Origin of the sequence: Arachidicoccus terrestris (assembly GCF_020042345.1) — a bacterium.
GTDB classification, from domain to species: Bacteria; Bacteroidota; Bacteroidia; order Chitinophagales; family Chitinophagaceae; genus Arachidicoccus; species Arachidicoccus terrestris.
Window position 1 is genome coordinate 33,557 of record NZ_CP083387.1, and the last position, 23,767, is coordinate 57,323.

Sequence of the window (23,767 nt, forward strand, 5' to 3'; positions counted from 1 at the left end):
TAATATTAATCACGATATAATTGAATGAAAACACGCGATGATATACAATGATTTGGCAAGAATCTCGGAGAAATAAAAATACAAACCACACGGCCATGCATACAGACGTGGGGCGCAATACATAAATTGTGATTTTTTCACAATTTATGTATTACCTTTGCGAGATGATAATAGACTTTCAATTCGGGAATTACCGGTCTTTTAAAGAACTGCAGACTTTTTCCATGCGAGCCGCGCACAAAAGAAAAAATGACAAAGGTCTGGACGAGGGAAATGTTTTTGAGTCCTCACTTGGACTGCGTATGCTTAGAACAAAGGCTATATACGGCAGTAATGCAAGCGGTAAGAGCAATATAGCTATGGCTTTCGGCGCCTTCAATATCATGGTTAAAAGCTCCGTCGCGCACGAAAATTTAACAAAAAAAATATGGGCCGACCGATTTCTCTTAAACGCTAAGGACGATCAACGCCCCATAACGTTTCAGCTGTTATTTTCATTTGAAGACAGCCTTTACCGGTTTGGATTTCAGATTAAGAATGAAAAGATAGAATCTGAATGGCTCTATCGCGCAGAAACCAGCCATGTAGAATCCGAAGAGCAATACTTTTTTAGAAAGAAAACGGACCTAATTTATAATAAAAGCTACTTTTCCAAGGACAGCGCCTACATGCAATTCCTGGAAAGCGAAACTAATGAAATCTTTAGATCCGATGCCTTATTTTTAACCAGTGTCGCTATTAACGGACATAAAACGCTCTCAAAAATCAGAGAGGAGATTTTAAAAATAGCAATTGTAGATGGTACGAATTTTAATGCCGGACTGCAGTTCGCATTACAAATAATTGAAAAAGGAGAGTCAAAAGAAAAGCAGGCATTGAAAAACTTTTTAAAATATGCAGACACTGGCATACATGATTTTTCACTTGCAGATTTACCATATTTATCCAAAGAAAAAGACGTTGCCTCGGTTCTTTTTCAAACAAAAAAAAATGAGCAAAAGTCGTTAATATCATACCATCGGGCATATGGTGAAGATAATAAACCTGCAGAACAGTTACAGCAGGATGACTTCTTTAAATGGGAATCAAATGGCAGTGTCAAACTATTGGGTATAGCTGCAATTATTTTAAGAACCTTAAAAAGTGGGCAGACACTGTTGATAGATGAATTTGATTCGAGCTTCCACCCAAACCTGACATTGAAAATATTAAATATTTTCAACTCAGAAACAACAAATCCTCATAATGCGCAATTAATTGTGATAACACACGATGTTGGTCTGATGAGAGGAAGTAAGTTACGGCGTGATCAAATTGTACTTGTCAATAAAGATCAATACGGAAGAAGTAATTTAAAAACATTGATCGAATACAAAGGAATCCGTAAAGACCAGTCATTTGAAAAAGATTACCTGGAGGGAAGTTACGCAGGTGTACCCAACCTGGTTAAATTAGACGCCACCATATTAGATTTTTTATGAAATATATGAGGCTCTAAAATCAAATTGGAATTTAAGACCTTTTCACAATACCGCAAAAACGGTAGAATTCTGTTAAGACCTTTACGATCTCCATGGTGGAGATAAAAGTGAAATGCAAAAATTCGCCAGTCTGGGATGCGTTCCAGGTCAACAACCTTAAACCACGAAAGATCAGACATTACTTATCTGAGCATGTCCACAGGAAAGTGGTCCAAAATTCCATAGGAAACTGGTACAATGAGTTTAATTGGTACCAAATCCTGTCAGCGTCTCCCGTAATTTGCTCCAGCTGACCGGTTCCTCTACGTCACTACATCCACATAACTTACTGATTATCATTTTATTATTTTATACTCAGCCAAAAGTGGCGTTTTTCACATACTTTTGGCTGAGTATAAAACCAATATACTCAGCCAGAAGTGCCGTTTTATGTAAAACTTCGAGCCGAGAACCTAGAAAATTATAACTGATTTGAAATGAAAAATCTAATTGGCAGAATAAAGGAACAGGAATTACTCAAGGAGGCCTTTGACTCTGGGCACCCCGAACTCATTGCCGTTTTTGGCAGGAGGCGTGTTGGAAAAACCTATCTTATCAGAAAATATTTTAAAGATAAATTACTATTCCAGCTTGTGGGAACCAAAGATGCAAGTCTAAGCAGTCAATTAGCACAATTCAGCACAGCTTTAGGTAATGCCGCTGGTAATCCCAGATTATTCAGAGTGCCGGAAAGTTGGTCAGAAGCTTTTAGCCTTCTTTCCAACTTTCTGACACCCAAATTAGTTATTGGAAGATCTGTGGTTTTTCTGGACGAATTCCCCTGGCTGAATACACAGAAATCAGGCTTTCTTCAGGCATTTGATCATTGGTGGAACAGCTGGGCAAATGATCAGGACAACTTAGTCGTAATAATCTGCGGATCAGCCGCGTCTTGGATGATAAAGAATGTCGTAAACAATAAAGGTGGTCTACATAACCGTATTACACGCAAAATCAGATTACTACCGTTTAGCCTGAAAGAAACCGAAGAATTCTTGTTGGCAAATAATATAAACATGGTACGTTATCAAATATTGCAGATATATATGGTAATGGGAGGTATACCTCAATATCTTAAAGAAATTCGTAAAGGAGAAAGCCCGGAACAAGCCATAAATAGAATATGCTTCACCAAAGATGGATTTCTGAGCGGGGAATTCAATAATCTGTATCATTCACTTTTTGATGATGCCAGCCGACATTTATCTATCATCAGGGTTCTAGCAGACAATAATTCCGGCCTTACCCGTAAAGATATCATTGAAAAAGCCGGTCTATCTTCGGGAGGTACACTAACATTACTCTTTGATGAATTGATAGAATCTGGATTTGTAACCACATGGTTATCTTATGATAGGAAATCAAAGGATTTAATTTATAAACTTTCAGATGAATTTACACACTTCTATCTGAAATTTATGGAGGGCCATCGGGGTTCAGGTGACCAAATATGGGAAACGCTTTCAACTGAAGAGTCATGGAAAATATGGAGTGGTATCGCATTTGAAAGAGTTTGCTTAAAGCATATACCACAAATAAAAATATCTTTAGGCATTCGCAGTATTTATACAGAAGAAGCCACATGGCACTTTAAGTCAGCCAACGGCAAAGGTGCTCAAATTGATTTATTATTCGACCGAAAGGATTTTGTCATCAGTCTCTGTGAGATAAAATTCTCAAAATCCGAGTTTGCCATCACGAAAGCCTATGCAGAGCAACTTGAGAATAAGAAAGAAGTTTTTAAAGAACAAACTAAAACGAAAAAGGCGTTGTTTCTGACATTTGTTACCGCATTCGGCTTAACCAATAATAATTACGCAAAACGACTGGTTCAAAATTCAATAACGATGGATGCACTATTTGAAAAATAGATTTAAATTCATCATGTTATTGTCCCGTCTTAAATAAATTCTCATCAACCAAACCACCAAAAATAAAAACAAGTACTGCCTTTGTAAATACATAGTCTGATCCGGGGATGTCCAGACTCATTTCACTTATGCACCTCTTATCTTATAAAAAAGCACAGACATTCAGACGAAAACATCAGCTTTCAGCTTTTTTATTGTGCCTCTACATGGTACTCTGCGACCGCTCTTTTCTGAGATGAAAAACTGATCCCAACGGCCATTTTCTTTCGGGGATCAGCTACATAAGGTTGCAAATAGCCTGTAGACTTAATCTGGGTCAAGGCTTCTTCTGCAGCTCCATCCAGCTTAAGCTCGATTATATAGATATATGCGTCAGTTTTGACAAGAACGTCACATCTTCCTTTGGAACTATGTACTTCGGTGTAAACATCAATACCAACTAGTTTGAAGGTTAAATAAGTGATAACAGTAAATATAGATTCGGACCCTGCATTCCAATGGTCGTATGGAATCGTGGCGATCAGGCTATTAAGTTGCAAAATCAATTGCTCAACGTTTCCGTTTTTTAATGCCGTTTTTACTTTATCAATAACAGGCATCGAACCGGTGGGGTAGATTTCCCGGTAAGTGCTCAATAACCCGTTTAAAAAGCTTTCTTTTACTTCGAGATTCGGGTATCCGAGTTCAAGGATCTTGTTATCGGCAGATATGTCTTTAAGCGTTACATAGCCCGTTTGGAATAATAGAGGTCCCGGATCCGCATTTTTTATATCAAAAGTAGATAAATCCAGACGTCCTATATTCATTCCTTCCACATCATAAAACTGACCATTCTTAAGTAGCTTAAAAAGGAAAGTCGGCGTTCCGGTTTCATACCAATAATTGTCAAAGATGGGTTCAGCCATAAAATTAAGCAAGGAAAAAGGGTTATAAACCCAGGTCTTCATATCCCAGGTATATCCATTATACCAGTCCTTAATCTGCTTAAGAATATAGGAATTATTCTTTTGAAGTTCAGCGATTTCCTGCTTAAAGTTCATTTCCAACTCTTTTTGAGTAATACCTACGATGTCGCCATATTGCTGTGAAAGAGTAATGTTACGCAGGTTATTCAAATCGGAGAATATACTCACGCGGCTAAATTGGGTCACGCCCGTAATCATCAGAAAGCGAATATATTTATCACTATCCTTAAGAATTGAATAAAAATTCTTCATAACGCCTCTGTTGGCTTCCATCTGTCGAGGCGCGTCTAAGAAGTCAATAATTGGCTTGTCATATTCATCGATCAAAACGACAACTTTTCCCCTAACAGACACTTTTTCTATCAATTCTCTGAATTGTTGATCATAGCTGGTATCACTTAAACGTATGCCTAACCGTTCCGCGTTATTCTGAATACCACGGTGAATTGCAGCCTCAAGCCCTAAGGTACCGACCCCCAAGTTGGAAAAACTAAAATGGATGACAGGGTGAGTCGTTTCCCAATTCCAATTATCATAAATCCATAACCCTTCAAATAACGTTTTACTACCCCTAAAGAGCTCCTCAATTGTATCAATAAGTAGGCTTTTGCCGAAACGTCTAGGACGGCTAAGGAAATAATACTTCCCCGACTCCACCAAATGATGAATTATTTCAGTCTTATCAATATAAACATAACCGCCTTCCCGGATTTCCCGGAAGCTCTGCAGGCCGATAGGGTATTTGGGTAACATATGGCGAAGATACGAAGATTCTCATTGTTTTATAACTAAACAGTAATTCACGGGATACTCGACCCTAGCCTATCCCTTTTACACGTTTTGATCCATAAAAGATTCTCTTTGTGACTCATAATATATATCTTTTAAGCTCTTCAATGGCCCAGCATTTCTCTCTTAAAATATCTATACTTGTCAATAATTTATATAAAACGGGAGCTTGCAGACAAGCTTTCACAACGCCTTTATGTAGCGGCTCAATGGACTGCCCACGAGCATCTCCATCTAAGGTAGGCAGACATGGGGAAAGTCGCATGAAAAATATTGTTGATAAAAGGAGTGAGAATGCGCTGTCTCAATTCCGAACGCTATAACGCCTGATAACTGTGGAAATACATATTGCACTCCATATTCAATAAATTCCATAAATGCATTTCTTCTAATATTTTTTCTTTCAATATCTATCAACTCCGCTATTCTGCTTCTATGCATATAATCCTCACACCACCTGTTTCCCGTCAATAAAAATCTTCTTTACCTCGATCTTCCCGTAATCCACCTGCACCTTCACCTTTCCTTTTTCCAGCCGCACTGTCCCAAATCCACTGGCCGTAGATAAAAAGCAGGTAAAATCACCGATCTGAGAGTGAACATATAAGGACTGATCCACGCTGTCGAAGCGCAGTCCGGTGAGCCCCTGCAAAAGGCCATAACTGGACAGCGCCCGGCCATAAAAATGGCCGCATTCATATTCATCATAGGGATTACGAAGCCGTCCGTTATACCGGCCGCGGCAGGCACGGATAATATCCAGAGCTTTGTCCACCTTACCCATCAGCATCAAATGGCTGGCTACCTGATATTCAATACCCGTCCAGACCTCATTACTATAGACAAAAGGCAGCGAGAGCTTCCCTCCTTTTGGCCAGGTGCAAAGTAATAGCCCTCCATCGCCACCCAATGCAAAACCGGGCCTTTGCGGGTTGGCGTGCGTCCATAGGCTCTCCCTTAAATTATACTGATGTACCGCCTCCAGGTGACTGGTCACCTTAACCGGATCTACAATGTCGCCCAGACCGCACATCTGGGCGATCCAGGCACCCAGGATCCCGTCGCTCAGGCAACCCTTACCGTACTGATACTTCGGTCCCTCTTTTTTCAGGAGCTCAACCGCCTCCGGCGAATAAGCCCCTCCAAAGGAGTTCACCTTTGTCGGATCTGCTGCCTTTAGCTGTTTATACTCAATTTGCTGGATAAAATATTCCCTGTCGAACAAGGCCTCTTCCAGAAAGGCCCGTCCCTTATCATAGAGCTGCCGGTATTTAGCCACTTCTTCTTTCAGGTAAGTACCCATACGGGTCATCGCCAACAGCGCTCCCAGATAAAAACTGGTGCACATTCCATCCGGGCCCCAAAATTCAATATCATAGGTATTATGATGCGGTTCTTCTACCCTACCCTTCAGGCCCGGATCCCAGGTCCGGATACAATAATCCAGACTGGCTTTCACCTTTGGGTAATGATGGCGCAACCAGTTATCATCACCACTGATCCGCCAGTCACGGTATACCTTCATGATACCGCCTAATTGCCCGTCTGCCGCTGCATGAAAATCATGTGTCGTCGGACTGATGGGCATGTTGGCCCGAAAATTCTGGTGCCCCTCGGGGTTCTGGTTTTCGCAGAACTCCGTATCCCTCAGGGTTCTTTCCAGGGCAGGAAACAGATGCGCCGTCGCCTGTGCATAGTTCCAGACATGGGTGCAGGAACCGTGACAGCTGCCCACGAGGTCTTCACAACCCTCCCAGCACCAGAGCCGGCCGTCATACTGCCGGAGCACGGTCGGCGATTTTAAAATCGACAGATTCGCCGTCACCGCCTCCATCACTTCAGGCGGCAAACTGGAGCTGTACAGCGCTTTATTAAAAAGCTTCGTACGCTGATATAACGTCTCCAGGTGCGTTTTATAATAACCGACCACTTCACCGAGATCAGCAAACCTGGCACTATACCAGGGCCGGTAGAACTTTTCCTGCGAACGCTTCCCCGTCAGCACCTGATTTTCATCCGCCGCAAAACAGTTCTGCTGGTGCAGCGCCGGATCCGGCTCTCCCATCCGGAGCGTAGAATGCGGGCAGTACCAGGCCAAATGAATCCGGATGCGTTTACTGGCACCGGGCGCCAGCGACACAGGCACATAGATAGAAGCGCCCGGTGCCTCTTTTTCAACAGGGGCCGCTGCGCGGGTGGCCCCGCTGCTGATCGTATTCCAGGTGGAAGTCAGCGGATCCCACCAGTTACCCCGGAACCAGCAGTGGTCTATCAAGGCATTCTCAGCGTCGGTAAACACCGCAAAATCTCCCTGAAGATGCGGAGCGTCCGCTTTACCCTGCTGACGGAGCACAAAGCCCCTCTCCATCCCGTCAATTAGGTTCACCACGTCTCTGTTATCTGCCATAAAGTTTCTGCTATGAAAAGAAAACACCGCTTCCACCGGACTGTCGCCCGGATTCATCAGATGATAATCCAGGGTGCCGGCCGGCAGACCGGAGTTATCCTGATCCGTAGGGATAAACGGACTCCAGCCTTCGATCCGGACTTTCAGTGGCATTTCGGGATCAGTCAGCTGCACGTTTGCAAAAGGAAAACGGCTCTCAAAACTGGCTTCTCTATAGCGGGGCAGCCCATACAGCTTTCCCACATCTCCCAGTCCGGAAGCCCTGGGACCAAAGATCTTCCACTCCGGTACCGGTCCTTCCAGTAATCTGGCTACAGGCGGCGCCTTTTCCCCGTCTTTGGCTGGCTTAACGGCAACGGCGGCAAACATGCCTGGTTCATTAAATATATCGGGATGGTTACGCACACTCATATGAGAGATCGCCCCCATTCCTTCCAAACAAAACATCCCCGCACCGAGCCCCCCGATAGGAAAGGCTACGTGCTGCAAGGTCTCCTTTTTAAAAACCGGCAGGGAGGCGGGCGCTGCCCCCGGCCAGGCGGCAGAGCGGGCAGTTCCGGCTTCCCTGCCGCTGCCTGCCAGCACGCTGTTCCAGGGCAAAAGCGCGGTACCGATGCCACCCAAAGTGATCTGCCGGATAAAATCCCGCCGTTTAGACTGCGGCTGATCAGCAGCCGCTTTTTTTTGCGAACTATTTATTTTCCCATTCCCTATTTTTGTATGATTCGTTTTATTTTTCATCGTCTTGTATATTTGTGATTTATCCGGGGTGAAACCACCGATGGGGAATTGCCCGGTGTTCCATAATGCAACTCTTCCAGACCTCTGCTCAAAGCAAAGCCGCCATAGCAGCCGGCTCCAGCCCGGGATTCAGAATCCGCACCAGTTTTCCTTCCCTATTAAAACAGGCCACAAAAGGAAAATGCTCAATCTGGTAATATTTCTGGACCAAAAACGTATACCCTTCAGAACCGATCTTTACTTCAGGATAACCGGAAAGATGATACTGCCTGTCAAAATCCCTCACCGCATTAATATGGGCAAAACTGATCAGTATAATTTGCCTGTCTGCCAGTGCAGGCAACCGTTTTTCCAGCGCCGCAGCGAAAGTCTGACAGTGTTCACAGTCCGGCTGAAAATAGATCAGTATCGTCGGAAAGTTTCTTTTCAGGTCTTTGTACGTATACCCCTTACCATCCACCAGGCGGATCTTAAAAGGCGGAATCCTTCGTTTATCCTGGCTGTACCAGCTGATGTCCAGGGTATCCGGGAGCTGCTTTCCAGCGTCAACCTTACCCGGAGCCGTGGCATGCAGATTCGCCATCGGCAGATCTTTATCAGTAGACGCCTTACCGCCCGTATCTAGAACAAGGTCGTTATCCTGGCGGCTACCTTGTCTCTGGTGACAACCGCCTAAACTGGCCAGCAGTACCGCAACCGGTACCAGAACCAGCAAGACTGCAGCGCACCTGGGGCCGAAGCCCTGCAAGCGCCGCAAATATTTTCTATATCTCAAAAAATAAGCTCGCATACGCAAATAATTATTGAATACTTAAAACCCTATCTTCACCAACATTACCTACTGCTGCCCTTTAATAGCCTGTCATAAAGCGAAAGCACTCCCCTTCGTTTGGATAAATGGCAACCGGAAGCCTGCCTGCACCGTATAGAAATGATGCATAAAGACAGGCGGTCACCCTTTTGGCGGGGAAGGCCTTTAGGGCAACCGCTGCCTTCTTCATCTATATCCAATCATCATCCAAAATACTTTAATTATAGCCCACATTTTGTTTATAGAGTCCATAGGAATAGTTCATCTGTGGCTGTGGGATCGGCATGTATTCATCCCGGCCCTTGGTAAACTTTCCGTCTTTCATCCAGGATCTGGCTCTGGGTGTTTCCTTACTAAAATAGCTGTTCATCACCGAATCAGCGATACCCCAGCGCACGATATCATACCAGCGCTCACCCTCCATGGCAAATTCCAGCCGGTCTTCCCAGATAAGGGCTTTCCAGGCAAAATCCCGGGTCCAGTGACAGTTAACCCCATCCTTATAAGGCTCAATTTTATAGGGCAAGGTCGGATCACCACTGGCAAACTTCAGCCGGCTGGTGCTAGCTGCCGCCCGCGCCCGGATCTGGTTAATGATCGGTAAAGCTTCCTGAAAGCGGCCCAGCTGAATGAGCGCTTCCGCTTTCAGTAAAAGAACCCTGTCAAAGCGGATAGCGGTCTCATTTTTAGAATTCCACATCCAGAACAAGTTGACCAGCACCGGACTGCCCGCTTCCACATTTTCTTTCAGAGAACTAAAATAACCATAAATAATCGGATCCCTGGACCCGCTGCTGTCAAAAAGCAGGTCCTGCTGATATTTCCAGGGAAGCCCTGGAATGGCCACCGTGTGGCCGATCCGGGGATCCCACTGGTTGGAGGCAAAGTAGGTATCCTTATTTTTAATGTTGGCATCATTGTAGTCGTCAAACAAAGGAATGCCGTCCTGATCTACCCGGAATGCATTGACCATCGTATAGCTGGGTTTGTGAAAATCACAGCAGCTAAAATAAGGCGGCCACCAGGGGGCATTCAGCGGCGTACCGCCGTTGAGGTTGCCGTTTGGGGTACCGTCATCATGGGTATACTGCCATTCCCAGATCGACTCCGGCGACTGGTTGTCCATGGTGTATTCAAAATTATCCGCAAAATCAGCGTTCAGGTGATATTTACCGGAATTAATAATGCCGTCCAGTAAGCCCAGTGCCTGCTGCAACCGGTCTTTACCAATCTTGACCACCTGATTATTTTCATCTTCTTCATAAGCCATCCACATTAAGACCGTTGCCATTTCTGCCTGTGCCGCATACTTGGTCGGCCGGCCGGGCTCTGACTGTGTTTCAGGCAACCCCTCAGCCGCCTGGGCAAAATCATTATAGATATGCTGCCAGATATACAGATCACTGGTTGCCGTGTCCGGATGGTTGGGGATCTTGGGGATAGAATCCTTGGGAACCGTTTCATCATAATACGGTATCCACCGGTACCATTTTTTTAATTGCAAAAACATCACCCCTCTAAGAAAACGCATTTCAGCAATACGGGTATCTTTTTCAGGATAGGTGGCGGCGTCCAGTTTATTCAAGGCTGTCAGTGCCGCATTACAACGCGACACACCCTCATACTGCCCAAACCAGATACCGTCATTATTGCCCACACTTGGCGTTACCAGGGAAAACACTTCCATCTGGTACCAGGGCGTCTGATCAGAAAGGCCACCGCCTCCCTTGTAGGAATCATCGGATTTGATATCGGCCAGCCAGGGGCTCATTTTCTGATTGATAATGCCCTCATGCGCCACCCAGGCATAGGCAGCGATCACCAGTCCGTCCACATTTTCCGGCGTCTCGACATCTTCCGGTGTAACGGCGCCCTGCTGTTTCACATCTAAAAACTTATGGCAGCCGGTCGCCGCCAGTGCGAATACTGCCATATATAAACCAGGTATCAGTATCTTTTTTATTAGCTTTTTCATAATCATTATATTTTAAAATGCCTTTCAGCATTTGTTCTGTTCATTACTGCGGTTCATTAAAAGGAGACGTCAAGCCCGAACTTAAAACTGCGCGGGATCACATAGGGATTGCTGTAGTCGTTACCGGTGAATGTTTCCGGATCCGGACCGGTAAAGGCGTTATCACCCCAGCTCTTTTTAATACTGACCAGGTTCAGGGCAACCAAAAATACATGCACCCGCTCCACCCCGATGGCAGAGGTCAGGCTGGCCGGAAGAGAATAACCCAGTTGAATATTACGGAGTTTCAGGTAACTGCCGGACTCCATAAAATAGGTTGAGGTCCTGAGCTCATCATTGGCATTGGTCAGCGATAAGGCAGGAATTTTAGAATCCGGGTTGGCAGGTGACCAGGCGTCCAGAATCCGGGTGGGGTGATTAAATCCACTCTGGACCCAGACGTTCCAGAAATCGCTATAGGTCTTCCATCCGTTTGAGACCGTATTGCCGGCCACACCCTGCCAGAACATGGCAAAGTCGAAGTTTTTATAGCTGGCATTAAAGCCAAGGCCGAACTCTACTTTCGGATCCCAGCTGCCGATCCAGGTGCGGTCATAATCATAATCGATCTTGCCGTCCGGTACGCCGTCCGGACCGGAGAGGTCTTTATACCGGATGCGGCCCAGTCCTTTGCCCGGCTGGTCCGGCGCCTGGTCCACCTCATCCTGGGTCGTAAAAAGTCCTTCTGTAATAAACCCGTAATAAGAATGATAGGGATGACCGATAATATTATCCCCTTTGAGGGCACTTCCGCCATAGGTATACAGTACCGTATTGGGCACACTGACGATCTCGTTATGGTTATGGCTGACATTGGCCGTAATAGTATATTTAAACTTTTTCAGCGGGTCACTGTTATAGCTGAGCTGAATCTCAAAGCCACGGTCCACCATACTGGCACCGTTGTACCACTCATTGGCACCTTCTCCCAGCACGCCGGGATATGGCGGATTGTAGAGCATCCCGTCCGTAAAGCGGTGATAATAATCAAAAGAACCAAAGAGCCGCTGGTTAAACAGACCAAAGTCCAGACCGATATCGGTCTGCCGGTCGGATTCCCATTTCAGGTCCGGGTTACCGGTCTGCATCTTACGAAAACCGGACGGCAGCCCGCCGGTCTCTGCGCCGCCGATGCCATAAGATGTGCCGTTATAATCCGCCACAAAAAAGGTCTTGCTGGCATTGGAAGAGATGGTGGAAGTATTGCCGTTCATGCCCCAGCTGCCACGCAGCTTTAAATCAGATATCCAGGCCCATTTTTTCATAAAGGCTTCCTGACTGATACGCCATCCTGCTGAGAACGCCGGGAACAGGCCGTATTTATGATTCTCCCCAAATTTGGAAGACCCGTCATCACGTAAAGTGCCGGACAGCAAATACCGGTTATCGTAGGAGTAGTTGAACTTGCCAAAATAAGAGAGAAAATTATAGGCATCCCCGCCACCTGAGACCGCCATATTACCGGTGGCGGTGCCCAGATAGGCATAGTCATAGTTTTCGAAAGCCAGCCCCTGCCGGTTGCCGGACATATTCTCCGTCTTGAATTTCGTGGCTTCGGTCCCCACCAGTACATCCAGACTGTGTTTACCGGTCTCAAGCTGATAGTCCAGCGTATTGGTAAAAGTAAGATTGGACTGCTGCCAGAACCACTGATCCACATTATTGGTGGGCTGGAACTTACCGCCGCCCTCTTTAAAGGTGAACTGGATCGTGCGGTGATAGCCCTGGGTATAGATCAGGCCGAACTGCGAGCGGTAATGAAAATGTTTCAGAAAGTTCACATCGGCGTAGATATTGCCGTAAATCTTATTGTACTTAGACGCGTTGTCTTTATTGAGCGTCAGTTCCCTGACCGGATTCCAGTAATCATCCATCCCCAGGCTGACGGCAGAACCGCCCCAGCCACCATCGGTGGTATGCACCGGCACAATGGGCGGCTCCACCAGCGCATTGTGCATCTGGTTCTGGTCCACCATCCGCATATGAGAAGCCTCCATATTCTCACCGATGGTCAGGTGGTGATCCAGTAAATCAAAACTGGTATTCAGACGCGCCGTAAAGCGCTTGTAACCGGTAAACTTCTGGGTACCGTCATTTTGATTATAATTCACAGAAAACAACGTCCTGCTGTTCTGACTGCCGCTGGAAAGCGTTATCTGATGATCCTGTTGCAGGCCTGACTGGGAGATCGCATCCAGCCAGTTGGTATTGCCGGCAATCATGGTGGAGTCAGCATTGAGGTATTTTCTGGGCGTGACTTTATCCAGTACAGGGATGCCCGCGTCATTTTTATGCCATTCATAAGTATAGATCTGCGTGGCATTCGCCGGATCCTGGCCGTCGTTGACCGCCGCCTGCCAGAGCGCCCTGCCATATTGCTCGGTATTCATCATGGGCACTTTGTTGGCAAACTGGGAAAATCCAATAGCGCCGTTGTAGGTCAACTTAGCTTTACCCAGGTGCCCTTTTTTGGTTTCGATCAGGATCACCCCGGCACCTCCCTGTGCCCCATAGATACTGGCTGAAGCCGCGTCTTTTAATATTTGCATGGAGGCAATATTATTGGGATTGATATCCCGCAGGTTCATATTGCCTGAGGGTACCCCATCGATCACAATCAACGGAGAAGCTCCGTTGATGGAAGTCAGGCCCCTGATCTGGATACCGGTGTTCCCTACAGGGCTACCATCTGTCGTAATATGTAAGCCCGGGACCACGCCCTGTAAAGCCTGCATAATATTGGTCACCCCATGGTTTTTGGCCAGATCTTTTTCGGATACCACACTGATGGCACCGGTCAGGTCTGCTTTTTTCTGTTTCATGTACCCCGTAACGACGATCAAGTCCAGATCTCCGTTTTTGGGCTGTAAAGCCCGGTCTATCTGATGGCGGCCGTTAATGGGTACCGTGTCTGCGGCGAAGCCCACGGCAGAAATCACCAGGTGGCCCTGAGCGTCGGGTACTGCCAGCTCATACTGGCCCTTATCATCTGTTACCGTACCCAGAGGAGCGTCTAATAGCTGAACCGAAGCTCCTTCAATGACACCACCTTTGGCATCGGTGATCTGGCCACGGATCAGAAAATTCGCCGGCTGGTCCTGATACCTGGCAGCCTTTAGAGAAGAAAACCCAGTTATACAAACCAAGAAGCAAAGAAAAGCGGAAGAGAACCTGAACCGGCGGGCCATCCTGAAAGGCCGCTCCTGGTGCCGCCAGCGGTTCAACGTTCCATTAATTGAAAATCTGTAATTCATTTTAAATGGATTAAGGCGTGAGTAAATAATTAATTAATGCGTGGTTGTCGTAAGTGCCGTACTTAAATTCTTCGATATATATGTAAGCTGTGATTATTGCGTCATTTCGCTTAACAGATGCCGGATATGGTACATCTCTACATCCCCGCCCTCATAATGCCATTCAAAGCCTATCGCGATATCCCCGGAGCCAGGTAACCCGTCAATAGGTTACCTGGTCACCGCCGTCGGTAAAGCCTGGCCCACTCGCCATTCAAAACAATACGGCCAGTATGAATACAGTACCTGGTTCAATTTGGGAACAATCCATTCAAACAAAATCAATTCAAACCCGTCAATTCAAATCAAACACAGAAAGAAATCAATACAATTCAAACAAAGTCAATTCAAATAAAGTCGCCCCTTCACAAAGACCCTCCGGTTATTTTCAATTATCCGAAACGGCCATCTGATCCAGCCGGACCAAAAGCAGCGGCGGGAAAAAACAAGCGCCGGCCGGGCAAATCAGCGTCACAGAAAAGCAAACCGCTCAAATCCATTCAATTTAAACGTTTAAGCAACTACAGCCAATAACGGGTTAATAGTCTCTTCTGTTCAAGTGTTCGCCTCAGTGAAACGGCCCAGTGTCTGGTACCTCTGATAACGTTCTTCAAACAAATCTTTCCATTCAGGCCGGCTGTCGGGCAAATAAGGCGCCAGAAACCCCTGTCCCATGGCAGCCATGGCGGTCTTTAGTTCTGGATACCATCCGACCTGGGTAGCCGCATACATGGCTGCCCCCAGGGCACAGCACTCGGTGGCCCTATTGGTTTTAATCGGCCTTCCCAGCACACTGGCCATGGTTTGCATGACAAAGGGAGATTTATGGGCAATCCCGCCCAGTCCGATGATCCCTTTTACGGGAATGCCTCTGTCCGTAAAACGCTCTACAATAGCCCTGCTGCCAAAACAAGTGGCTTCCACCAGAGAAGCAAATACAGCCACCGGGTCCTGACTCAGATCCAGCTCCGTGATGGCCGCTTTTAAAAGCGGCTGGACATCCGGGCTACGCCGGCCGTTAAACCAATCAGTGCTGAGTGGCAGTTGCGCCCATTGAGTAGCTGTTAGCCGGCCAGCTTTTTCACAAAGCAAGCTTAACAGCTTTGTTGTATCAGCTGTAACGTCCAACAGCAAAAGTGATTTTTCGACAAAAGTTTTCAGCCAGCCGTATACATCTCCGAAAGCCGACTGACCTGCTTCCATCCCGATCATACCCGGTATAATCGAACCGGGTACCTGGCCGCAAATGCCGTCTATTAAAACATCCTTTACATCCGCTTCCGGGGCCACCAACATATCGCAGGTGGAAGTCCCCATCACCTTACTCAGATAATAGGGTTCAATCTGTCCGCCGACGGCGCCCATATGGGCGTCCAGTGCCCCGATACCTATCCATACGTCTTCCGGTAATCCCAGGCGCCTGGCCCACGCCGGACTGATCTGGCCGGCCGTCTCCGTACTTAAGTACCTGGCGGAACTGAGCCGCCCTTGCGCGCCCTTGAGCAAGGGGTCCACCCCTACCCAGAAACTGTCCGGCGGATAGCCTTGCCAGATGGCTGACCAGAGGCCTTTATGGCCTGCCGCACAGACATTTCTTTTCATGTCATGTACATCGCTGCCTCCTGTCAATAAAAAAGGCATCCAGTCCGAATGTTCTACAAAACAGTAACAAGCCTCCGCTGCCGGGCTACGCTTTCTCAGCAAATGCAGCCACTTGCTCCAGAACCACTCAGAAGAGTAATCCCCGCCCACAAAATCCAAGTACTTTTGTCCGGTAAGCGTCCGGTTATACCGGTTAATATCCGCAGCCTCATCAATAGCCGAATGATCTTTCCAAAGGTAAAACATGGCATCCGGCTCCTCCTTAAATCCTTCCTGGAGCGCCAGCGGCATACCGGTCCTGTCGACCGGAACCGGCGTTGAACCGGTGGTTGCCATAGACAACGCTCCTATATTTTTCCTTATTTCGGGATCTATGCCTTCCAGCGTCTGCTGCACCACCTCCGTGAGGCTCTCCATATAATCCAACGGATGCTGGCGGAAGACCCTGGCGGCCGGATCGCAGTATAACCCGCTCTTCCACCTGGGATAATCCCGGGCCGCCTCTCTTAGGACCCGGCCATCTGAGGCTGATACCAAAAGACAGCGGACAGAGTCCGTCCCAAAATCGATACCCAGACAATATTTTTCTCTTTGATTCATTGTAATAACTGTTTTTTAGTTCCGGTATTCTCCGCCGTGATTTTCTATCTGTTTTTTGCAGACAAGCGCCTCATCAATGATGCGCCTCAACAACCGGAGCGCCGATTACCTCTCCTTTAAAATGCTGCTTAAACCTTGTTTTGGTCATCCAGGCAAAAACCGCGATAAACAAAAAACAGGCAAGCGGAATGATAAAGGCGACATGCATGCCAAAATGATCACCGATAGCACCCATGACCGGAGGACAAAAAGCGCCCCCTGCCACGGCCATTACCAGAAAAGAAGCGGCTTTCTTGGTCAGCGGCCCCAGGCCGCGGAGCCCGATCGCGAAAATGGTGGGAAACATGATGGACATAAAAAAATAGGTTGAGAACAGCGCAATCACGCTGAGCCAGCCCAGATGCATCACGACCAGCGCTACGAGCAGGGTATTGACCAGGCCATAGATCATAAGAAGTGTTCTGGGCGAGTAGAATTTCATCAGATAGGCACCCACCAGGCGGCCGATCCAAAACGAACCCATGCCACCGAGTGCCAGAATCAGGGAAGCCGCCTGCTCTGCATTTTTAGGCATAAACACTTCGCCAAATAACCCCAGATGCGCCATCATGGCTGCCACGCTTTCTTTTAACCCGATAATGGCTTCCGTGGTATAATTAATAAAAAAGGAATTGACACCGGTCTGCGCGGCCACATAGAGAAACTGCGCCACGACGGCCAAAACAAACATGGGATATCCAAGCAGCGCCCGGGTCGGCGTGCTCTCCGCTATCTGCTCTTCCTCAGGATCATTTTTCTCCTGAATCACCGGCAGCCGGGTACATATAAAGACGATCATCAGCACCACGACAATGGAACCCACCATCATATAGGGCGGAATCAGCGAATCAAAGGTGCCTGCATTGCCTTTCTTTTCTGCCCCGAAGATCAAAAGCCCGCCCATCAGCGGTCCCAGGATCCAGCCCAACCCGTTAAAGGACTGGGCAATATTGATCCTGCGGGCGGCCCCTGAGGGCGGGCCCATGACCGTTGTAAAGGGATTGGCGGCTGTCTCCAGACAGGCCAGGCCACAGGCCAGCACAAATAAGGCCAGCAAGAATGGGATAAAGGCAGCGAGTTTTGCCGCCGGATAGAATAAAAAAGCACCGATAGCAAATAGCGACAAGCCCAGAATAATCCCTTTTTTATAACCGTGGCGTTTCATAAAAACGCCGGCGGGATAGGCCATGACCAGATAACCGATATACAGGGAAAACTGGACGAAACCGGACTCCGCCTTACTGACATGTAATGTATCCTGAAAATGCTTGTCCAGTACGTCGAGCAGCCCATGGGCAAACCCCCACAGTAAGAATAGTACAGTGATCAGAATAAACGGGCGAAGGTAATTTTTTCCCTCGGCGGTCGTAAACAGCGTTGATTTGCGCATCAGATTCATCTTATCCTATTTAAGTGGTTTTATAAAGTGGGCCGAACTGAAGGCAGGCCCTGTAGTCAGCACCTTCCAGGTCTGAGCCGAAGCTGCCCCAGGCAGAAGGACGCATGATCTTTTCTGGCGCGACATTATGCATATTGACAGGGATCCTTAACAGTGCCGCCAGTGCGATCAGTTCATGGCCGATATGCCCGGCGCAGATAGCGCCGTGGTTCGCTCCCCAGGCGTTCATAACATTATAGACGTCACGAAAGACGCCCTGACCGGTTGTCCTGGGGACAAACCAAGTCGTGGGCCAGGTTTTATCGGTTCTCTCATCCAGTATTCGGTGTACCTCACCTGGCAATTCCAGGGTATGCCCTTCTGCGATCTGTAATACCGGCCCCAGGCCAGCCACCAGGTTCAGGCGGCACATCGTCACGGCCATTCCCCCTTTGGTGACAAACTTGGATGAGTAACCGCCGCCCCTGAAATAATCCCGGTTGGCAGGATACCAGGTGGTTGCCTCCAGGCAGGCATCTTTTTCCGCTTCGGTAATCTCCCAGAAAGGCTTCATGGCCGGCGCACCATCCTTTTGCTGGCGGCCCGTGCCATCGAGGGTTGCCGCCCCTGAATTAATCAAATGAATGAAACCGCCCGCAGCTGCGCCCTCGGGTTGCCAGCCGGTGACTCTTTGTACACTCTCAGGACTCCAGTAGGTACGTACATCGGCAAAGATCTGGCCGGTATGGGTCAGTAAGTTGCCAAAAAGCATACTGATGCCATTCAGGCTATCATTTTCTGTAGCGACCATATAAGGCGCCCGTATGCCATTCCAGTCAAATGAAGAGTTCAGGATTGCTTCTGCAAAGTCGCCGTTGGGCAAAAAGTCCGTCCATTGCCGCTGTCCCTGAAATCCCGATACGATGGCGTTATGTCCGTTAGCCTCTTCACCGTACCCGATGGCAGCCAGATGATCATTACCCTGCATCAGATCACGGATGATCATCGTCATTTTGATCACAAAATCCCAGTCTTTATCCTTTTGCTCCCGGCTGGAGACTTTCTCCGGACGGTTGTAATCTTCCCCTTCCCTGCAACATTTCGCCACCCACTGTTTCGCTTTTTGAAATTCGTTTTCGTCATAGATGTTTTTCTCGATCCGTCGTAAGACTTCTGAAGAGTCCACATATTCCGTACGCATGCCAAGGTACTGCTGCAGAAACCCCGGATTGACCATTGAACCGGCAATGCCCATACAGACAGATCCGATCGCCAGATAGGACTGGCCGCGCATCAGCGCCACCGCCATCCCTGCCCGGGCAAAAGTCAGGAGTTTTTCCCGGACATCTTCCGGAATGGTCTGATCATTCAGATCCTGTACATCTCTTCCATAGATACCGAAAGCGGGCAGGCCAAATTGGTTGTGGGCTGCCAGCGTGGCAGCCAGATACACCGCGCCCGGGCGCTCGGTCCCGTTAAAACCCCAGATAGCCTTGGGCATGGTTGGATGCATATCCATGGTCTCACTGCCATAACACCAGCAAGGTGTGACAGACAGAGACACCCCGACATTTTCCCCTTCAAATTTCCGGCGGCAGGCATCTGCTTCCCGGACGCCACCGATGGTACCGTCGGCAATGACCACCCGGACAGGCGTTCCGTCCGGATAGCGAAGCTGCGCCCGATACAGGGCCGCGACACTGTCTGCCATCTGCATCGTCGTCTCTTCCAGGGATTCACGGATACCGCCCAGACGGCCGTCAATAATGGGTCGGATACCAATGGCGGGATAAAAAGTAGATTGATCTGTTGTTTGCATGTCTTATATTTTTGTTTTAATAGATGATGATAGCATAACTTGGTAAAGGGTTCAGTAAGCTACTTTGGTGCTGGCACTTTTACTTTGTCCAGCCGGCAGGGCTGCCTACTGTCGTTATATATCTTTGTTTAATTTTCGGGTTTCTCCTTTAGTTGACAGGGCTCCCCCGACAGCGGAAGCCGCCGCTCACGCATCAGGTTATTTAAAGGCATTTTCTATATCTTTTAGCGAGACGCCCAGTAGTTTTTCGGCGATAGCGTTTAGGGCTGACCGACTACCCGTAAAGTGATAAACCGACTGCCGGTGTAACATAGAGGCGCCCGGTGTTAAAAAGGCCGCCGGAGAAACACTCTCCATTTCATAAAAAGGCCCCATCTGGCTGCCATCTTCCAGCGGGCCGTCATTATACGCATTGACCGCATCCCCGATAAATGGCGGTTTATCGGTATTCCACTGCTGATTCAGGTATCTGGCCGTGCTGTCCAGATCAAAATGCAGTAAGGTAAGCACCTTGGTATCCGCCCCGTAGCTGCCGATCCACTGTTTGGCCTTCGTCGGGCGAACGCCCAGCTTACCCCGGCTCTTGCCATCTGCTTTCAGGTAAAGCACATGGTCATTATGCTTTAGCCTGTCGGGGCCTATCTGACCGAAATAATCAGCAGTGGCGACCTGATTAAAATCCGCAGCCGGCGTCTGCTTAAAAGGCACGACAATAACCGTTTCAGGCGAAGGCGTAAACATATCCAGGATCCATATACAGGGCATACCTGTTTTCTCATCCCAGGCTTTATCACCGGTATTGGTAAGTTTGTTTTCGGTTGTATAGGCAACAGCTTTTACCTCCGATAACTTGCCCGTGAAATCCATCCCTGTCTGTTCAGTCATCTCTACTGCAGACAGTATACGTACGGTGCGGTCTACCGACAATTTGAGATGGGTGCCCGCATAATTTTCCAGTTCCATTTGCCGGGACAAAGTAGCCGTTCCAGCCGCTGCTGTTACCACCTTCCAGGGAGCGGTGTCAAAATCCTCGGGCGTTTTCCAATGTTCAAAATCCATTCTGGCGCCGGGCTGGAAAAACAAGGAGAACTTCCCTCCTTCCGGGCCGAGCCAGATCCGGTTTTCACCACCATAGGCATTCATATGCGGATCCGCCGGGCCGGAAAAAGCCTTATAATTCACCCAGCCAAAACTACGCCCCGAAGGACCGTCCGCGGTAGATGTAAATACCTTTGCCTGGTATTTAGGGGAGAGAATCACCTGCGCCTCTTTATTTTCCGGCAAGGACAAGACGAGCAGGCCACTGTCTTTTTGTTGCAGAAAGCGAAGATCCCCGGCAAAACTGCCCGGACGGCTGGTATCTCCGGTCTCAGCGGCCGGGCTGTCACCGGTTTTCTTTTCCTTATTATTTTTACAAGACATAGAAATAGCGGTTAATGAAATGAGTAATACATAAGCGTACAGCTGAGAACTCTTTTTTATAACATACATAGCATCCAGTTTAAAGTCAATAAAAATAAATATCTATTCAACCGAAATGAAGCAACACTGTTTGTGGTTACATCACTACTCTATCTTAAACCTGCGGCTTAATCCTTTAAGCTAGTCGAAAAAAAATTTAACTGTCTCTGACGACCAGTTTAGCTTCTACTGTCACAGATTGAAATCCGTCAGCCTTAGGCCGGGTCTTTTGATGCAGCCTTTTTACAAGAAGCTCCAACGCCTCTTTTCCCAGCTGATTCAGGCATTGGGAAACATAAGACAAAGGCGCGTAGAAAAAATCAAAGGCATCACTTTGGTCAAAAGATACGATGGCTAATTCCGACGGCACCTGGATCCCCAGTTTATTGATAATCTTGAGTCCCAGTACAGCCAGGCTGTTTGTGGCAAAGAAAATACCGTCCACTTTTTGCTTCTTATTAAAAAGATCGAGCATTTGTTTTTCCACATCCTTCTCAATGTCCTGGTATGACGCCTCCCGGATCATCTTTTTTCCTGCCTTTAGCCCACCGGCTTTAAGTGCCTGCTTATACCCTTCTGTGCGATCATTGATATGCGCGAGTGTTGTCTTATACGTGAGTAAGGCAATATGCCTGCAGCCGCCGTCAATCAAATGCGTCACTGCCTTTTTAGAAATTTCTGTATTATTGATACAGACAGTATCGGAAGGAACCCTGGGAAAATAACGGTCGATGAGTACCACCGGTATCCCTGAGCGCTGGAGTCCCAGTATCTGATCTTCGGTATTCTCCGCCGCGGCAATGATAAAAGCATCCACCTGACGATTTAAAAACACATTAATTAATTCCTGAGATTTTTCAGCGCTCTCATCGCTACTGCCAAAGATGACGACATAACCAGATTTTCTGGCTTCATCTTCTATAATTCTTGCGATCGCGGAAAAGAACGGATTCGAGATATCCGCTACGATGAGTCCAATGGTCTTCGTTTTACCGCTTTTTAAACTCTTGGCAATTAGATTCGGCTGGTAGTTCAGCTCAATGACCGCCCGGCGAATCTTTTTAACCATTTCTGGTCCTACGCGTGCCTGTTTTTCCTTACCATTAATAACGTAGGATACCAGGGCAGTGGATACGCCCAGATGCCGGGCGATGTCTTTAAGTGATGTCTTTTTACTCATGGATCATTCTTACTCCTCAAATTAATATAAAATAGCCAAATCTCAGTATCAAAAGCTGGACGCTTAATCATTGACCACACAGAGGTAATGGTTAATTGACTTCAAGGGCATCTTTATCCGGAAAAGCCGGATATGACTGATGCGGTTCCGTCTGGTACCAGAATACGGTAGTGGCAATGTCATCCTGCAGTGGCAGATACCGGCCTTCGCTGCGCCAGCCTAAATCCTGAATGGTTACTTTAAGGTCCTTTTCAAAACGGATCGGATCGGTAATATGCCAGCGGTACATACCGAACCTTTGTGAAACCTCATAATGCCCGTCACCACGCAGTACCTGGCAGAGACCTGCATAGGGCGTGCAGTATTCTGTGTAATCTACTTTGTCGACGCCGGCTTTATTCTTCTTATGCGTGTCAAAATCATAGGATCCGCAGAAATAGTCTTCTGTTCCCGTGCCACAGATGGTGGGATACTCGCTGTCCCCATCCATGTAGAATTTAATTTCTCCTTCACCCCACCAGCCATTATTATGCACACCAATAGCCATATACGTACCCACATACTGACCTCTGCCTTTTACACCATCCAAAAGCACGTACTCTTTTTTATAAGGCTGTGGGTTCACCCTGCGGAACTGTGCATGAAAATAAGCGGCATCATCCGGCACCTTGGTTTCAATATAATCGACCTGATAATACAGTGTCATAGGATGTTCATCGATATTTTCCATGGTTATCTTACAATGCTTTCTAAAAGGCATTGGCCAGTAACAGTTAAAGGCGCTGCCCGGATTTACACAGACGGCCAGTGAAACCAATGGAGAATACTTTCCCCAACCCATGCAGAAGAAATCACCGACTGGCGCTTCCACTGAAGGTTTATCCTCTCCGTCCCAGTAAAAACGGATAATGGAATTACGCCAGTTACCGGTAGGCGTCATCCATATATGTTGAATAGAGCCCGAACCGTCAATGTCCGCAATCGTAAAAGTGGTATGCGGTTTAATGACGACACTGGGGCTGATCTTCCAGCCTTTACCCAGATCCCGGGCCGCATTTTTACCCGTTCCTTCCGTAGCCATCGCTCCCCGCCCTTTTTCCCCGGTAAAGTTCTCCGGGCTGATGGACCTGGATTTAGCGTTAGAGAGTTGATACAGGTTACTGAGGGTGCCGTTGATGCCATTATAGCCGTTCTGGGCAAATAGGCCGATACTGCAAAAGAGCATGGCACAAAGCAAAGAGGTTTGTAGTTTCATCATCATTTAAGCTTTAGGTTAA

Annotated in this window: 13 protein-coding genes; 2 read left to right on the forward strand and 11 right to left on the reverse strand. The window is 47.5% G+C overall.

What is annotated here, in order from left to right:
* Positions 1 to 302 precede the first annotated feature (302 nt).
* Both K9M52_RS00135 and K9M52_RS00140 read left to right on the forward strand, forming a co-directional pair.
* Positions 303 to 1,481 carry an AAA family ATPase gene (locus tag K9M52_RS00135; protein ID WP_224071878.1) on the forward strand — a complete coding sequence of 393 codons (1,179 nt, stop codon included), beginning with the start codon at positions 303 to 305 and terminating at the stop codon, positions 1,479 to 1,481.
* 476 nt (positions 1,482 to 1,957) lie between these two features.
* Positions 1,958 to 3,391, forward strand: a complete 1,434-nt coding sequence (locus K9M52_RS00140) for an AAA family ATPase (protein ID WP_224070038.1) — start codon at positions 1,958 to 1,960, stop codon at positions 3,389 to 3,391.
* 191 nt (positions 3,392 to 3,582) lie between these two features.
* Here K9M52_RS00140 and K9M52_RS00145 read toward each other — a convergent pair whose 3' ends face one another.
* The 11 genes from K9M52_RS00145 to K9M52_RS00195 all read right to left on the reverse strand — a co-directional run bounded on the left by K9M52_RS00145 (position 3,583) and on the right by K9M52_RS00195 (position 23,751).
* Positions 3,583 to 5,109, reverse strand: a complete 1,527-nt coding sequence (locus K9M52_RS00145; protein ID WP_224070039.1) for an ATP-binding protein — start codon at positions 5,107 to 5,109, stop codon at positions 3,583 to 3,585.
* 484 nt (positions 5,110 to 5,593) lie between these two features.
* Positions 5,594 to 8,293, reverse strand: coding sequence for a GH116 family glycosyl hydrolase (locus K9M52_RS00150; RefSeq protein ID WP_224070040.1), 2,700 nt, complete (start codon positions 8,291 to 8,293; stop codon positions 5,594 to 5,596).
* Positions 8,294 to 8,381: 88 nt separating this feature from the next.
* Positions 8,382 to 9,083, reverse strand: coding sequence for a TlpA family protein disulfide reductase (locus K9M52_RS00155; RefSeq protein ID WP_224070041.1), 702 nt, complete (start codon positions 9,081 to 9,083; stop codon positions 8,382 to 8,384).
* 238 nt (positions 9,084 to 9,321) lie between these two features.
* Positions 9,322 to 11,079, reverse strand: a complete 1,758-nt coding sequence (locus K9M52_RS00160; RefSeq protein ID WP_224070042.1) for a RagB/SusD family nutrient uptake outer membrane protein — start codon at positions 11,077 to 11,079, stop codon at positions 9,322 to 9,324.
* A gap of 56 nt (positions 11,080 to 11,135) precedes the next feature.
* The gene (locus tag K9M52_RS00165; RefSeq protein WP_224070043.1) at positions 11,136 to 14,372 is read right to left on the reverse strand and encodes a SusC/RagA family TonB-linked outer membrane protein; all 3,237 of its coding nucleotides are present in this window, start codon (positions 14,370 to 14,372) and stop codon (positions 11,136 to 11,138) included.
* A gap of 594 nt (positions 14,373 to 14,966) precedes the next feature.
* Positions 14,967 to 16,613 (reverse strand): ribulokinase, encoded by a 1,647-nt coding sequence (locus K9M52_RS00170; protein ID WP_224070044.1) that lies wholly within the window; start codon positions 16,611 to 16,613, stop codon positions 14,967 to 14,969.
* 73 nt (positions 16,614 to 16,686) lie between these two features.
* Complete coding sequence (gene fucP, locus K9M52_RS00175; protein ID WP_224070045.1) at positions 16,687 to 18,051, reverse strand: L-fucose:H+ symporter permease; 1,365 nt, start codon at positions 18,049 to 18,051, stop codon at positions 16,687 to 16,689.
* Positions 18,052 to 18,061: 10 nt separating this feature from the next.
* Positions 18,062 to 19,849, reverse strand: coding sequence for an L-fucose isomerase (locus K9M52_RS00180; RefSeq protein ID WP_224070046.1), 1,788 nt, complete (start codon positions 19,847 to 19,849; stop codon positions 18,062 to 18,064).
* 198 nt (positions 19,850 to 20,047) lie between these two features.
* The gene (locus K9M52_RS00185; protein ID WP_224070047.1) at positions 20,048 to 21,271 is read right to left on the reverse strand and encodes a DUF6786 family protein; all 1,224 of its coding nucleotides are present in this window, start codon (positions 21,269 to 21,271) and stop codon (positions 20,048 to 20,050) included.
* 196 nt (positions 21,272 to 21,467) lie between these two features.
* The gene (locus K9M52_RS00190) at positions 21,468 to 22,490 is read right to left on the reverse strand and encodes a LacI family DNA-binding transcriptional regulator (protein WP_224070048.1); all 1,023 of its coding nucleotides are present in this window, start codon (positions 22,488 to 22,490) and stop codon (positions 21,468 to 21,470) included.
* A 91-nt stretch (positions 22,491 to 22,581) separates the two neighbouring features.
* Complete coding sequence (locus tag K9M52_RS00195; RefSeq protein ID WP_224070049.1) at positions 22,582 to 23,751, reverse strand: glycoside hydrolase family 172 protein; 1,170 nt, start codon at positions 23,749 to 23,751, stop codon at positions 22,582 to 22,584.
* Positions 23,752 to 23,767 lie beyond the last annotated feature (16 nt).

What these genes read in the sequence shown, in the direction of transcription:
- K9M52_RS00135 (WP_224071878.1), top strand. Translation starts at nt 303, where the DNA reads ATGCTTAGAACAAAGGCTATATACGGCAGTAATGCAAGCGGTAAGAGC.
- K9M52_RS00140 (WP_224070038.1), top strand. Translation starts at nt 1,958, where the DNA reads ATGAAAAATCTAATTGGCAGAATAAAGGAACAGGAATTACTCAAGGAG.
- K9M52_RS00145 (WP_224070039.1), bottom strand. Translation starts at nt 5,109, where the DNA reads ATGTTACCCAAATACCCTATCGGCCTGCAGAGCTTCCGGGAAATCCGG.
- K9M52_RS00150 (WP_224070040.1), bottom strand. Translation starts at nt 8,293, where the DNA reads ATGAAAAATAAAACGAATCATACAAAAATAGGGAATGGGAAAATAAAT.
- K9M52_RS00155 (WP_224070041.1), bottom strand. Translation starts at nt 9,083, where the DNA reads ATGCGAGCTTATTTTTTGAGATATAGAAAATATTTGCGGCGCTTGCAG.
- K9M52_RS00160 (WP_224070042.1), bottom strand. Translation starts at nt 11,079, where the DNA reads ATGAAAAAGCTAATAAAAAAGATACTGATACCTGGTTTATATATGGCA.
- K9M52_RS00165 (WP_224070043.1), bottom strand. Translation starts at nt 14,372, where the DNA reads ATGAATTACAGATTTTCAATTAATGGAACGTTGAACCGCTGGCGGCAC.
- K9M52_RS00170 (WP_224070044.1), bottom strand. Translation starts at nt 16,613, where the DNA reads ATGAATCAAAGAGAAAAATATTGTCTGGGTATCGATTTTGGGACGGAC.
- fucP (WP_224070045.1), bottom strand. Translation starts at nt 18,051, where the DNA reads ATGAATCTGATGCGCAAATCAACGCTGTTTACGACCGCCGAGGGAAAA.
- K9M52_RS00180 (WP_224070046.1), bottom strand. Translation starts at nt 19,849, where the DNA reads ATGCAAACAACAGATCAATCTACTTTTTATCCCGCCATTGGTATCCGA.
- K9M52_RS00185 (WP_224070047.1), bottom strand. Translation starts at nt 21,271, where the DNA reads ATGTCTTGTAAAAATAATAAGGAAAAGAAAACCGGTGACAGCCCGGCC.
- K9M52_RS00190 (WP_224070048.1), bottom strand. Translation starts at nt 22,490, where the DNA reads ATGAGTAAAAAGACATCACTTAAAGACATCGCCCGGCATCTGGGCGTA.
- K9M52_RS00195 (WP_224070049.1), bottom strand. Translation starts at nt 23,751, where the DNA reads ATGATGATGAAACTACAAACCTCTTTGCTTTGTGCCATGCTCTTTTGC.